Annotated in this window: 12 protein-coding genes and 1 pseudogene; 4 read left to right on the top strand and 9 right to left on the bottom strand. The window is 64.7% G+C overall.

The features are described 5' to 3' along the window. Positions 1-10 precede the first annotated feature (10 nt). From AB7535_RS18485 to topA, 3 genes are read right to left on the bottom strand one after another with little or no spacing between them, the layout of a single operon-like run. Positions 11-451 (bottom strand): DUF983 domain-containing protein, encoded by a 441-nt coding sequence (locus AB7535_RS18485; protein WP_354098449.1) that lies wholly within the window; start codon positions 449-451, stop codon positions 11-13. Beyond that, entirely contained in the window at positions 445-2,793 is a 2,349-nt protein-coding gene (gene rnr / locus AB7535_RS18480) for a ribonuclease R (RefSeq protein WP_439036724.1), read from the bottom strand. Before rnr ends, AB7535_RS18485 begins: the two co-directional genes overlap by 7 nt. Before the next feature lie 19 nt (positions 2,794-2,812). Further along, the gene (gene topA, locus AB7535_RS18475; RefSeq protein ID WP_439036723.1) at positions 2,813-5,560 is read right to left on the bottom strand and encodes a type I DNA topoisomerase; all 2,748 of its coding nucleotides are present in this window, start codon (positions 5,558-5,560) and stop codon (positions 2,813-2,815) included. Between the two features lie 227 nt (positions 5,561-5,787). Between topA and AB7535_RS18470 the strand changes: the two genes are divergently transcribed. Continuing rightward, a complete protein-coding gene (locus AB7535_RS18470) occupies positions 5,788-6,027 on the top strand; it encodes a hypothetical protein (protein WP_071913093.1) in 240 nt (79 codons plus the stop codon). Between the two features lie 263 nt (positions 6,028-6,290). Here AB7535_RS18470 and AB7535_RS18465 read toward each other — a convergent pair whose 3' ends face one another. Further along, positions 6,291-6,758: a winged helix-turn-helix transcriptional regulator gene (locus AB7535_RS18465; protein ID WP_085398829.1), complete on the bottom strand. Its 468-nt coding sequence runs from the start codon at positions 6,756-6,758 to the stop codon at positions 6,291-6,293. 121 nt (positions 6,759-6,879) lie between these two features. On the opposite strand from AB7535_RS18465, the gene AB7535_RS18460 reads away from it, so the two are divergent. Beyond that, the gene (locus tag AB7535_RS18460) at positions 6,880-7,653 is read left to right on the top strand and encodes a glucose 1-dehydrogenase (RefSeq protein ID WP_208070130.1); all 774 of its coding nucleotides are present in this window, start codon (positions 6,880-6,882) and stop codon (positions 7,651-7,653) included. A gap of 175 nt (positions 7,654-7,828) precedes the next feature. Beyond that, the gene (locus tag AB7535_RS18455; protein ID WP_208087273.1) at positions 7,829-8,011 is read left to right on the top strand and encodes a hypothetical protein; all 183 of its coding nucleotides are present in this window, start codon (positions 7,829-7,831) and stop codon (positions 8,009-8,011) included. 58 nt (positions 8,012-8,069) lie between these two features. Here the strand turns inward: AB7535_RS18455 and AB7535_RS18450 are convergent, their stop codons facing one another. Then, positions 8,070-8,678 carry an FMN-dependent NADH-azoreductase gene (locus AB7535_RS18450; protein WP_014494708.1) on the bottom strand — a complete coding sequence of 203 codons (609 nt, stop codon included), beginning with the start codon at positions 8,676-8,678 and terminating at the stop codon, positions 8,070-8,072. 84 nt (positions 8,679-8,762) lie between these two features. On the opposite strand from AB7535_RS18450, the gene AB7535_RS18445 reads away from it, so the two are divergent. After that, positions 8,763-9,173, top strand: coding sequence for a winged helix-turn-helix transcriptional regulator (locus tag AB7535_RS18445; protein ID WP_028152772.1), 411 nt, complete (start codon positions 8,763-8,765; stop codon positions 9,171-9,173). On the opposite strand, the gene dprA is transcribed toward AB7535_RS18445, so the two are convergent. The 4 genes and pseudogenes from dprA to AB7535_RS18425 all read right to left on the bottom strand — a co-directional run bounded on the left by dprA (position 9,170) and on the right by AB7535_RS18425 (position 12,248). Beyond that, positions 9,170-10,312: a DNA-processing protein DprA gene (gene dprA / locus AB7535_RS18440; protein ID WP_439036722.1), complete on the bottom strand. Its 1,143-nt coding sequence runs from the start codon at positions 10,310-10,312 to the stop codon at positions 9,170-9,172. The genes AB7535_RS18445 and dprA overlap by 4 nt on opposite strands. 108 nt (positions 10,313-10,420) lie before the next feature. Next, on the bottom strand, positions 10,421-11,443 hold the full coding sequence (locus tag AB7535_RS18435; RefSeq protein ID WP_244623277.1) for an ABC transporter substrate-binding protein: 1,023 nt from the start codon (positions 11,441-11,443) through the stop codon (positions 10,421-10,423). Positions 11,444-11,602: 159 nt separating this feature from the next. Continuing rightward, positions 11,603-11,716: pseudogene (locus tag AB7535_RS18430) on the bottom strand (DNA-processing protein DprA); the annotation flags it as partial. 106 nt (positions 11,717-11,822) lie between these two features. Next, the gene (locus AB7535_RS18425) at positions 11,823-12,248 is read right to left on the bottom strand and encodes a DoxX family protein (RefSeq protein WP_063982811.1); all 426 of its coding nucleotides are present in this window, start codon (positions 12,246-12,248) and stop codon (positions 11,823-11,825) included. Between the last annotated feature and the right edge of the window lie 239 nt (positions 12,249-12,487).

Below are 12,487 nucleotides of genomic sequence, written 5' to 3'. Positions count from 1 at the left end.
GATTATTTGCTTAGACCGGCGGAATACCATCCGGAGGGTTGTCGTCAAAGCCGTGCATGCGCAGAGCCCATTGCAAGCCGACCACAGCTCCCTTGACCGGCTGGAGCAGCGCGAGCGAGGCGACGAAGGTGAACGGCAGATAGGCCGCGAAGCTGAGCCAGACCGGCGTGGTGTAGTTGGTCTCGATCCAGAGGATCGTGGGCACCACGATGTGGCCGACGATGACGATCACGAGATAGGCCGGCAGATCGTCGGCGCGGTGTGGCGTGAAGTCGAGGCCGCAGGTCGCGCAATTGTCCGCCGTCTTCAGGAAGGCGCGGAACAGCTTTCCCTCGCCGCAGCGCGGGCAGCGGCCGCGAAAGCCGCGCTTCATGGCCGTCCAGACGTCGCGCTTCTCGACGAGACCGGTTTCGCGCGTCCAGGTCTTTGGGGCCGTGCTCGTCGTCACCATGCCTTGCCCTTCTGGCCCTTGCCTTTCCCTTTGGCGTTCTTGCCCTTGCCGGGCTTCTTCTGTTTCGCCGCCTTATGTTTCTTCGCTGGACTGCGTCCGGGATGCGCCTTGAACGAGGGGCGGCGTTGCGGACCGGATGGCCTGCGGCCGCGCGGCGCAGTCTCGCCGGTCGACGACAGCAGCTCGAAGCGTAGCGCGCCTGCGATGGGAGCTGCTTCTATCAGACGGACGTCAACGACGTCACCCAGCTGATGCATGGTGCCGCTGCGCGTGCCGACGAGCGCGTGCCGGCTCTCGTCATAGTTGAAATATTCCGTGCCAAGGGATCGGATCGGGATCAGGCCGTCGGCACCGGTCTCGGCGAGCTTGACGAACAGGCCGGCGCGCGTGACGCCGGAGACGCGACCCTGGAAGCTCGCGCCGATGCGGTCAGCGAGGTGATGGGCGATCAGCCGGTCGACGGTCTCGCGCTCCGCCTTCATCGCGCGCCGCTCGGTCACCGAGATATGGGCTGCGACCTCGCCAAGGCTTTCCGGAGTCTCGCTGTCGGGCAGGGCGCCCTCGCCGAGGCCGAGCGCGCGAACCAGCGCGCGGTGCACGACGAGGTCGGCATAGCGGCGGATCGGCGAGGTGAAATGCGCGTAGCGGCGCAGGTTCAGGCCGAAATGACCGTAATTCTCAGCGGAATATTCGGCCTGGGCCTGGGCGCGCAGCACGACCTCGCTCACCAGCGGGAAGTGGTCGTGGCCTTCGAGCTGCGCCAGCACGCGATTGAACAAAGCCGGGCGCAGCGCGCCGCCTTTCGCGAACGGAACGTCCAGCGTCTCCAGAAACTCCGCGAGCGCATGAACCTTCTCCAGCGTCGGCTCGTCATGCACCCGGTAGATCAGCGGGAGGGACTTCTTCTCCAGCATCTCGGCCGCCGCGACGTTGGCGAGGATCATGAACTCCTCGATCAGCTTGTGCGCATCGAGACGTTCAGGCACGACGACGCGATCGACCGTGCCGTCGCTCTTCAAGAGGATCTTGCGCTCGGGCAGATCGAGATTGAGCGGATCGCGCTCGTCGCGGGCGCGCTTGGCGCAGGCATAGGCGGCATAGAGTGGCCTCAGGATCGGATCGAGCAGCGGGCCGGTGGTGTCGTCGGGCCGGCCGTCGATCGCGGCCTGCGCCTGCGCATAGTTCAGTTTCGCCGCCGAGCGCATCAGGATGCGGTGGAAGCTGTGCGAGCGCTTGCGACCGTCGGGGCCGAGCACCATGCGCACCGCGAGCGCGCCGCGCGGCTCGCCCGGCACCAGCGAGCAGAGATTGTTGGAGATGCGCTCGGGCAGCATCGGCACAACGCGGTCCGGGAAATACACCGAGTTGCCGCGATCGAGCGCGTCGCGGTCGAGCGCGGTGCCCGGCCGCACGTAGAAGCTCACATCGGCAATGGCGACATCGACGATGAAGCCGCCTCTGTTGTTCGGATCAGGATCGGGCTGCGCATGCACCGCGTCGTCGTGATCCTTCGCATCCGGCGGGTCGATGGTGACGAGCGGCACGTCGCGCCAGTCTTCACGTCCCTTCAGATTGGCCGGCTCTGCCGCTTCGGCTTCACGCTCTGCCGCGGGCCGGAACTGCAGGGGGATGTCGTGCGCGTAGATCGCGATCAGGCTGATCGCCTTCTCCGACTTGACCGAGCCAAGCTTCTCCTTGACCCGGCCTGAGGCCAGCCCAAAGCTGCGGGTGCGGACGATATCGACGCTGACGAGGTCGCCGTCCCGGGCGCCGTGCGTGTCGGCCGCGGCGATGTTTAGCTCGCGGTCGGCGGACTTCTTGTCGACCGGGACCAGCCGTCCGCCGCCTTCGGGAAGCTCGCGGAATACGCCGAGGATGCGGCTCTTCGTCTTGTCGAAGACCTTGATGATGTGGCCGCGATAGGCCGGGCCTTCGTTCTCGTCCGAGCGCTCGACGCGCAGCAGCGCACGATCGCCAATTCCGGCCGCGGTGCCGGGCTTTGGCCGGCGCGGCATGACGATGAGGATTTTCGGCGGTTCGCCGCTTTCGACCTCGTCCCATTCGGTGGGGGAGGCGATCAGCTCGCCGTCACTGTCACGGCCGGTGATGTCGGCAACCAGCGTCGACGGCAAGCTGTCCGGCTCGGAGACCTTGTGGCGTTTCTTCTTGATAGTGCCGTCGTCGGCGAGCTCGCGCAGCATGCGCTTGAGCTCGATGCGATCGGCGTTCTTCAGGCCGAACTCGCGCGCAATTTCGCGGGTCCCGACCTTTCCGGGATTTGCCTTGATGAAGGCGACGATGGCGCTCCGGTCGGGAAAGCCATGGTCATTCTTGCGTTTCACTTAACCTCTAATTCTTGATCTAGGTCTTGCCGGCACTCTTCTTGGCCGGAGCCTTGGGGGCGGCGGCCTTGGTCGGCGACGTTTTTGCGGTCGACGACACGGCGGCGCGCGCCTTGCTGGTGGATTCGGATTTTGGTTTGGCCGCCTTCTTCGCGGCCGGTTTCTTCGGCTTCGGCGCGGCGTCATCGCCGTCGGCGGCCTTCGCCGCAGCCTTCTTGGCCTTGGCCGGCTTCGCGGCTTTCTTCGCCTTGGTCTTGCCGCCGCCCTTGGCCGCGCGCTCGTCGATCAGCGCGATCGCCTGCGGCAGCGTGACGGTGTCCTTTTCGAACTCGGCCGGGATCGTCGCGTTGACGCCGCCCGCCGTGACATAGGCGCCGTAACGGCCGCTCTTCACGGTGACGGTGCCGAGGGTCGGATGATCGCCGATCGCCTTGCCGGGGTCGGCGCCGAAGCGGCGGCTCGGGCCCTTGGCGACCTTTTCCGCGATCAGCGTCACCGCGCGGTTGAGGCCGATGTCGAAGACCTCGTCGCCGCTCTCCAGGCTGGCGTAGGTCTTCTCGTGCTTCACGAACGGCCCGAAACGGCCGAGACCTGCCGTGATCGGCTGACCGGTCTCCGGATGCTTGCCGATCTCGCGCGGCAGCGACAGCAGCTTCAGCGCAAGCTCGAGCTCGACATCGCCGGGCGAGGTGCCCTTCGGGATGCCCGCGCGCTTCGGCTTCTCGCCTTCCTCGTAATCCTTGGGCTCGCCGAGCTGGATGTAGGGGCCAAAGCGGCCGGCCTTGACCCAGACATCGCGACCCGTATCGGGATCCTGGCCGAGCGAACGGTCGGCGGTGGTCTCGCTGTCGGCGGCGAGCTGACGGGTGTAGCGGCATTCCGGATAGTTCGAGCAGCCGACGAAGGCGCCGAACTTGCCGGCCTTGAGATTGAGCCGGCCGTTGCCGCAGCTCGGGCACTGCCTGATGTCGCCACCGTCGGCGCGGGGCGGATAGATGTGCTGGCCCAGCATGTCGTCGAGCACGTCGAGCACCTGGGCGACGCGCAGATCCTTGATCTCGTCGACGGCGCCGATGAAGCCGGTCCAGAAGTCCTTCAGCACCTGCTGCCAGGAGATCTCGTTGTTGGAGATGCGGTCGAGCTGCTCCTCCAGATTGGCGGTGAAGTCATATTCGACGTAGCGGCTGAAGAAGCTTTCGAGGAAGGCGACCACGACGCGGCCCTTGTCCTCGCCGTGCAGGCGCTTCTTCTCGAGCTTGACGTAGCCGCGGTCCTTCAGGACCTGAAGGATCGAGGCATAGGTCGAGGGACGGCCGATGCCGAGCTCTTCCATGCGCTTGACCAGCGAGGCCTCCGAGAAGCGCGGCGGCGGCTCGGTGAAGTGCTGGGTGACGGCGAGCGACTGCCGCTTCAAGCCGTCGCCCGCACTCATGGCGGGCAGGCGGCGCGAATCGTCGTCTTCCTCGTCGTCGCGGCCTTCCTGGTAGAGCGCGAGGAAGCCGTCGAACTTGACGACCTGACCCGTCGCTCGCAGCTCCAGCGTGCGGCCGCCGGCCTTCGCGGTGATGTCGACGGTGGTGCGCTCGAGCTCGGCCGATTCCATCTGGCTCGCGATGGTGCGCTTCCAGATCAGCTCGTAGAGTCGCGCCTGGTCGGCATCGAGCTTGCGGCTCATGCTGTCAGGGCGGCGCGACATGTCGGTCGGACGGATCGCTTCGTGCGCTTCCTGGGCGTTCTTGGCCTTGGCCTGATACTGGCGCGGGGCCTCCGGCACATAGGCGTTGCCGTAATCCTCGCCGATCACCTTGCGCGCCTGGGTGATCGCGGACGGATCGATCTGCACGCCGTCGGTACGCATATAAGTAATGAGTCCGGTGGTCTCGCCGCCGATGTCGATGCCTTCATAAAGGCGCTGGGCGATGCGCATCGTATGCGCCGGCGCAAAGCCGTATTTGCGGCTGGCTTCCTGCTGCAGCGTCGAGGTGGTGAAGGGCGCCTGCGGATTGCGCCGGGCCGGCTTGGCATCGACCGCGGTCACGGCATAGACGGCCGCTTCCAGCGCCCTCTTGAAGTCTTCGGCTTCCGCACCGGTGCCGATGTCGAGACGCTGGATCTTCTTGCCGTCGGCGCCGACGAGCCGCGCCTCGAATGCGTCGCCGCGCGGCGTCAGCAGGGTCGCGATCAACGACCAGTATTCGCGCGCGACGAACTTCTCGATCTCCAGTTCGCGGTCGCAGACCAGCCGCAGCGCCACCGACTGCACGCGGCCTGCCGAGCGGGCGCCCGGCAGCTTGCGCCACAGCACGGGGGAGAGGGTGAAGCCGACCAGATAGTCCAGCGCGCGGCGCGCCATGTAGGCGTCGACCAGCGCACCGTCGATCTGGCGCGGATTCTTCATCGCATCCGTGACCGCCTGCTTGGTGATGGCGTTGAACACCACGCGCTCGATCTTCTGATCCTTCAGCGCGCGCTTTTCCTTCAGCACCTCCAGAACGTGCCAGGAGATGGCCTCGCCCTCGCGATCAGGGTCGGTCGCCAGAATCAGGCGGTCGGCGTTCTTCAGGGACTTGGCGATATCGTTGAGCCGGCCGGCCGCCTTGGGGTCGACCTCCCAGATCATCTTGAAATTTGCGTCCGGATCGACGGAACCGTTCTTCGCCGGGAGGTCGCGGACATGGCCGAACGAGGCCAGAACCTCGTAGGACGAGCCCAGATACTTGTTGATCGTCTTGGCTTTCGCCGGCGACTCCACAATGACGATATTCATGTAGTTCCAGTAACTTACGGGGAAATTACGAGCCGCTTTCGATGAGATTCGGATCGGCCGTTTCGACCCGAACATGGGTGGTGAGGCCCTCGCTGTCAAATCGAGGGGTGTTGAAAGCACCCCGAATGGGAAAAGTTTCATATCGAGAAAGTTGCAAAATACCACCTTGGAGTTGCGGTCAATGTCGGCGTAGAGTCCTCCCGGGGCATGGATTCGGGTGGGGTCTGGTGACTAAGCCAGGAAAGAAACGGGCGCGCGCCGCGTCAGGCGTGGCGGGAGGCTCGCGCGGTGAGGAACCAGGGGAGGGCGGTGTCGATGAGGCCGTCGCCTTCATCGCCGAGCAGGTTGGGGCTTTGCGCAAGCTCGCCGAGCGCCACAAGCTCGATGTGCTGCATTATCTCCTGGGCATGACCAAGCTGGAGGCCGACGAGCACCTGCGGCTGCGGAGCAAGCGCAAGCTGTCGTAGCGGCGCTCACCATCCAATCCGTCATCCTGCGGTGCTCGCGTAGCGAGCCTCGAAGGATGAGCGGCCGAGATGCCGCAGCCGGGCCGTCGCCCTTCGAGGGCCGCTGAAGAAGCGGCCACCTCAGCGTGACGGCGATATATGGAGGCGCGCCGCATCAACGTCGTCATTGCGAGCGCAGCGAAGCAATCCAGAATCCCTCCGCGGTGAAACTCTGGATTGCCTCGCTGCGCTCGCAATGACGGTGTGGTGGCAGCGTGCCGCGATCAGGCTGACCGCCGTCGCGGCGCCGGCCGCGGCTTCACCATCGTGTCCGCGGGACTGAGCAGCCGCCCGTCCTCGGCGCGCATTTCGAGCTTCTTCACCGGTCGGCCTTTCTCGCGATCGAGCAGAATCGTTGCGATCTGCTCGGGGTGATCGTCGAACTCCTCGCTCCATTGCCGCAGCGCTACCAGGATCGGGAAGGTGCCGCGCCCTTTCGGCGTCAGCACATACTCTTGATAGGCGCTGCCGTCAGAGGCGGGGGCGGTTGCGAGAATGCCGTGGTCGACCAGCGCGCGCAGGCGCACCGCCAGAATGTTCTTGGCCATGCCGAGCTTGCTCTGAAACTCGCCGAAGCGGCGCAGGCCGAACAGCGCCTCGCGAATGATCAGCAGCGACCACCAGTCGCCGATCGCTTCCAGCGACCGCGCGATCGGGCAGGAATCGCCCTCGAAGCTCGTTCGTCTCACCATCGTCCTGGTCCTGTCGCGTTCGCCCGATTTCGGCGTCGATCACGCGCTTGTGTGGTTGCATCATAAAACCATATGCCCTAGATGGCAACATAGTTTTATAATGCAACCACTGGAGACGATCGTGAGACTGAAGAACAAGACGGCATTGATTACGGGCGGCAACAGCGGCATTGGCCTGGCGACGGCAAAGCTGTTCGTGGCCGAGGGTGCGAAGGTGATCATCACCGGGCGCAACAAGGAGACGCTGGAGGCCGCGGCGAAGGAGCTTGGCCCGAACGGGTTCGCGGTCGCAGCCGACGCCACCGACATTGCCGCGACCGATGCGGCGATCAAGCAAGGCGCCGAAAAATTCGGCAAGCTCGACATCGTGTTTGCCAATGCCGGCATTCCCGGCGGCACGCCGCTCGGTTCGGCGACACTGGAGGTTTTCGAGAAGGTCATCCGCACCAACCTCACCGGCGTGTTCTTCACGGTGCAGTCGGCGCTGCCTTATCTCAACGACAATGCCTCGATCATCCTCAACGGCTCGGTGATCTCCGTGCTCGGCATTCCCGGCTATTCGGCCTATGGCGCCGCCAAGGCCGGCGTGCGCGCGATGGCGCGGATCATGGCGTCGGAACTGTCGCCGCGCGGGATTCGCGTCAACGTCGTCGCGCCCGGCGCGATCCGCACGCCGATCTGGGGCGCCGCGATCGCAACGCCCGAAGCGGAGAAGGAGTTCGAGAAGCGCATCGCGCTGTCGACCCCGTTGGGGCGCATTGGTGAACCAGATCACATCTCGAAGACGGTGCTGTTCCTCGCCTCGGATGATTCAGCGCACATCCAGGGCCAGGAGATCTTCGTCGACGGCGGCGCGGTGGCGTCTCCGAGCGGCGCACCGATCTATCGCGGCTGATCAACGTTTGCGAAAATTGAATCGGTCGGCGCGATGACATTGGTTGCGCCGGCCGGTTCCTACACCTCGGTGGCTGTATTCCTCTGAACCTTGCGTGAGGTGTTGAACCTTCGCTTGCGCTGCCAAGACACTTTTGCGGGCAGGGGTCATAAGACTCACTTTCAGGGAGCCCGCGATGTCAAAAGCAGCTCGTATTTCTTCGTCGATTTCAGAACCGCGTATTTACACCGAACGTTCCGCCATTCCCGCCAAGCGCTCCGACACGTCCGAGTTCATCGGGGTGGCACTTTTCTCAGGCATCGGGCTTTTCATTTCGCTCGTCGCCGTCATTCTTGGCGTTCAGGGCGCCTGGTTTTAGCGCTGTCGAACTCTCAGCCGCCGCCGGAGTCCGGCAGCGGCTGGCGTTGGCGTAAGTGTTACGCCGCCTGCAGGCTGGTGGCAGCCTGAAGCGCTCCGGCCAGCGCTTTCTCACGATGCTCAGGGCCAACCTGGATGCCGTCGGCGACGATGAATTCGGGGCTCGTGATGCCCATGAACGCGAACACGCCGCGCAAATAGGTTTCGAGGTGCTCGAGCGAGGCGGCCGGCGTGCCCGGGCCGTAATAGCCGCCGCGCGAGATCGCCACGATCACGCGCTTGTTACCGGCAAGACCCTGCGGGCCGTTCGCATCGTATTTGAACGTTTTCCCCGCCACGAGCACGCGGTCGATCCAGGCCTTGAGCTGGCTCGGGATCGTAAAATTGTACATGGGCGCGCCGATCACGACGATATCGGCATCGAGGAACTCGTTGAGCACGGCCGCGCTCGCGGCAAGGTCGGGTCCGAGTTCCGCCGGCGCCGGCGCGCCTTGCGCGGCCGCGAGGTGCGAGCCGGAGAGGTGGGCGAGCGGGATCTGCGTCAAATCGCGATAGACGAGGTCGAGCGACGGTGTCGCCTGCCTGAGACGGTCGACGATGGCGGCGGAAACCTGCCGTGAGACGGAGTGGGGGCCGAGCACGCTGGAGTCGATATGGAGGAGTTTCACTGGGGTTCACCTATGGTATAGATTTGTAACCCGCACTACATGAGTGACTGTCGATTCCCCCGCAAGAACGCACTTTTTTGAGCCATGGGCACATCTTTGAGACCTGCACACACCGATTTTCCTGCGCCCCAGATGCCGGATCGCGACCACGCGGACTGCCGCGGGGTCGCCTCGATCCTGGCGCGCGTCGGCGACAAATGGAGCGTGTTCGTCATCATGATGCTGAGCGACGGGCCCAAGCGCTTCAACGAGCTGAAGCGGATGATCAACGGCATCTCGCAGCGGATGCTGACCTTGACCCTGCGCGGGCTGGAGCGCGACGGCCTCGTCACGCGTACGATCTTCCCGACCATTCCGCCGCGCGTGGACTATGAGCTGACCGATCTTGGCCGCGGGCTCCAGCAGCCCGTGATGGCGCTTGGGCTATGGGCGAAGGAGCACCAGGCGCAGATCGCGGCGGCACGCACGCGGTTCGATGAGCGCAACGACACCTAGAGAAGAGAAACGAGACCGCCGCCGTGGCGTTCGAGGCGGCCCGCAAGCTCGAGCTCCAGCAGCACGGTGCGGACGATCGCGGGCGAGGCGCCGGACATCCGCACGAGATCGTCGATCGAGATGGGGGCAGGGCCGAGCAGGCCGGTGATCTGGTCGCGGTCGTGTGATTGCGGGTCACTCTCGAACGGTTCGCTATCGGGCTCGCTCGCCGGATGCATCAGCGGCCGCTCCATGATCGGTGCGACAGCGTTGATGATGTCGGCGGCTTCGGTGACGAGCGTTGCGCCCTGCTTGATCAGATCGTTGGTGCCGGCAGCGCGCGGGTCGAGCGGCGAGCCGGGCACCGCGAATACCTCGCGGCCCTGTTCGGCCGCCATGCGCGCGGTGATCAGCGAGCCCGAGCGGTGCGCCGCCTCGACCACGACCACGCCGAGGGCTGCGCCCGAGATCAGCCGGTTGCGGCGGGGGAAGTCGCGGGCGCGCGGCTCGTGGCCGAGCGGCATCTCGGAAATCGCAGCGCCCGCGTGATCGAGGATCGAGGCGAGCAGGTCGCCATGCTCGGGCGGATAGATGCAATCATGTCCGCCGGCGAGCACCGCGATGGTGCCGCTCTCGACACTGGCGCGGTGCGCCGCCTGATCGACGCCGCGGGCGAGCCCCGATATGACGATGAAGCCGGCGTCGCCCAGCTCACGCGCGAGCTGGCCGGCAAACTTGAGGCCAGCGCCGGAGGCATTGCGCGAGCCAACGATCGCGATCATCGGCCGCATCAAGGTTGCGTTGTCACCGCGCACGGCGAGCAGCGGCGGCGCATCGTCGAGCGTCGCCAGCCGCGCCGGATAGCCGTCCTCGCCGGGCGCAAGCCAGGCGATGCCGTACTTGCGGCTTGCGGCGAGCTCGGCCTTCGCCTCATCGGCACTACAGATGCGCCCGGAACGGGCCGCGCCGCCGCGGCGCGCCAGATCGGGCAGCCGCTCCAGCGCGGCGCGCGCCGTGCCGAAATGATCGACCAGCGAACGGAAGGTGCGCGGCCCGACATTGTCGGAGCGGATCAGCCGCAGGCGGTCGATCCTGTCAGCCTCGGTCAGCTCCACACTGGGATTGATGGCGTCCACGGCGTCTCCTTGTGGGAGCAGCATGGAACAACCTGAGGGCGTGGGCAACAGTGGCGTGTGGTTGTTTCTATCGCCCCATCATGGGCGGAGGAGGAATGGAGCAACGCGCTGCCTTATTCCTCAAGGCTTTTGCTATTCGATGACCTCGTCCGCGCGCACCTGCAACGACTGCGGTATCTCGAGGCCGAGCGCCTTGGCGGTCTTCAAGTTGATGACCGTCTTAAACAGCGTCGGCTGCTCGATGGGGATGTCGGCCGGGTTCGCGCCCTTCAATATCTTGTCAACGAAAACAGTGGCGCGGCGAAACATGGAGGTGAAGTCTACCCCGTACCCTACCAGTGCGCCCCCCCGGGACGCGACGATGGGTGCGGCAATCGATGGCACGCGGCACTTGTCGACAATCGCCGCGACCAACGCCGAATTGGTGACAAACGCATTGGCGTCCGTGATGACGAGACCGTCCATGGCGGTGGAGCCGAAGATTGATAGCGCGTTGTCGAGGTCGCCGGGGACGTCAAGCTCGATCGGTCGCAGCTCAACCTTCATTGCCCGCGCGGCGTTCGTCATGGCACTCATGGTGCCGTTGTTCAGGGGGTTGCCTCGCTGCATGAGCACCCCTGCGCGGGTCATCGAGGGAGCTATGCTCGCAAGAACCTCTAACCGCTTCGCAGCTAGTTCTGTAAGGAAAAAGGTCTGTCCCGTAATGTTGCCACCGGGATGAGCCATGCTGGCTGCAAGGCCCAAGGTCACCAGATCGGGACCCACGATCATCACGGTTGGAATTGTGGTCGTCGCACGGTGCGCGGCAAGAACCCCGGGAAATGTGGCTGTCACGAGAACGTCGACGCCGAGGGCGACCAGTTCAGCAGCCAGCGCCGGAAGCCGGTTATCGTCGCCGTCGGCGTCGCGATATTCAACGTGGACGTTCTCGCCCTCAACCCAACCGAGACCGCGAAGCGCAACGAGGAACGCGTCGACCTCCGAATTTCGCGGTGGGGGGAGGAAAAGGCCGATCCGCGAGACGCGCTTCACTTGCTGAGCGCGTGCGGCCGTTGCCCACGCCAACGCCCCGCCAGCCAAAGTGATGAATCCGCGTCGTTTCATAGCACCGCTAAATCGCTTATCCTCTGGCAGAGAGTAAGCATTTTTCGACATTGGTCCAGCCGCGTCAATGAACAGGTTGGGTCAGAAGGCGCACAGCCTAAGCCGAGACGGCGTGAGCGTCCAACAGTCCGGCAATTCGAATCTCATCGCCTTGATTGTCGGGGCAATTTAGAACTAACGCAAAGGTTGCGGCGTTTCCGCGTTAGTGCCGCGCGGCCCGACATTGTCAGAGCGGATCAGCCGCAGGCGGTCGATCCGCTCAGCCTCGGTCAGCTCAACGCTCGGATTGATGGCGTCCACGGCGTCTCCTTGTGGAGGCAGCATGGAACAACCTGAGGGCGTGGGCAACAGTTGCGTGCGCTTGATCGGGCTTCAAAGGCGCTGCAGGAAGACCCGACGTGGTCGACGGGTCTTCCGCAAGGTCGTCGATTCAACGCGCGTGGGCCGCCTGAGCGACAGCGACGCCGCTCCGCGAGACGCGAGCGTCAAGGCTGAGCGCACCGGCACCGAAGGCAAAGATCTGGAGCAGGCCGCCTGCCATCATCACGTTCTTGAGGAAGTGGATCATCTGATTCTGGTCGGCAAAGTTGTTGTGGAACGAGACTGCCGCGGCCAGCGAAAATATGGCGAGCGCCAGCGCGACCGAGCGGGCTTGATAGCCCGCGATCAGCAGGAGACCGCCACCGAGCTCGACGAGAACTGCGATCGCATATGCCAACGGGGGCACCGGCAATCCCGCAGCGGCGATGTAAGCGGTCGTCGCACCATAAGCGGTGAGCTTGCTGAAGCCACTCATTGCAAATGGGAGGCCGATCAGCAGGCGGCCAACGAGGGAAGCATAACGGGTCGTATCCATGGTCATCGCTCCTGTGCTTGGTTGAGGTCCCACGGCGGTGACGCACCAGGCGTTTGTGGTCCGTAAGAGAGTGCGCGCCGCAGGGCCCTGCGTTGTGACCTCACACTGGCCCGATTGAATTGCGATAAAAATAGAAATAATTGAAAGATACTGTTTCCATTTTTGATCTCATTGGCGCGGCGCCCGCGGAGGCGAATGCTCTGGTCGAGCCGCTGGTCCCGGTCGACTGCACGCATGGA

Source organism: Bradyrhizobium sp. 956_D2_N1_4, from assembly GCF_052076025.1.
Classification (GTDB): Bacteria; Pseudomonadota; Alphaproteobacteria; order Rhizobiales; family Xanthobacteraceae; genus Bradyrhizobium; species Bradyrhizobium barranii.
The sequence above is the reverse complement of the archived record's forward strand: the minus strand, read 5'-3'. Positions and strand labels throughout refer to the sequence as shown.

Coding starts and splice junctions, on each gene's coding strand:
- AB7535_RS18485 (WP_354098449.1), bottom strand. CDS start 451: ATGGTGACGACGAGCACGGCCCCAAAGACCTGGACGCGCGAAACCGGT.
- topA (WP_439036723.1), bottom strand. CDS start 5,560: ATGAATATCGTCATTGTGGAGTCGCCGGCGAAAGCCAAGACGATCAAC.
- AB7535_RS18465 (WP_085398829.1), bottom strand. CDS start 6,758: ATGGTGAGACGAACGAGCTTCGAGGGCGATTCCTGCCCGATCGCGCGG.
- AB7535_RS18455 (WP_208087273.1), top strand. CDS start 7,829: ATGTCAAAAGCAGCTCGTATTTCTTCGTCGATTTCAGAACCGCGTATT.
- AB7535_RS18445 (WP_028152772.1), top strand. CDS start 8,763: ATGGGCACATCTTTGAGACCTGCACACACCGATTTTCCTGCGCCCCAG.
- dprA (WP_439036722.1), bottom strand. CDS start 10,312: ATGCTGCTCCCACAAGGAGACGCCGTGGACGCCATCAATCCCAGTGTG.
- AB7535_RS18435 (WP_244623277.1), bottom strand. CDS start 11,443: ATGTCGAAAAATGCTTACTCTCTGCCAGAGGATAAGCGATTTAGCGGT.
- AB7535_RS18425 (WP_063982811.1), bottom strand. CDS start 12,248: ATGGATACGACCCGTTATGCTTCCCTCGTTGGCCGCCTGCTGATCGGC.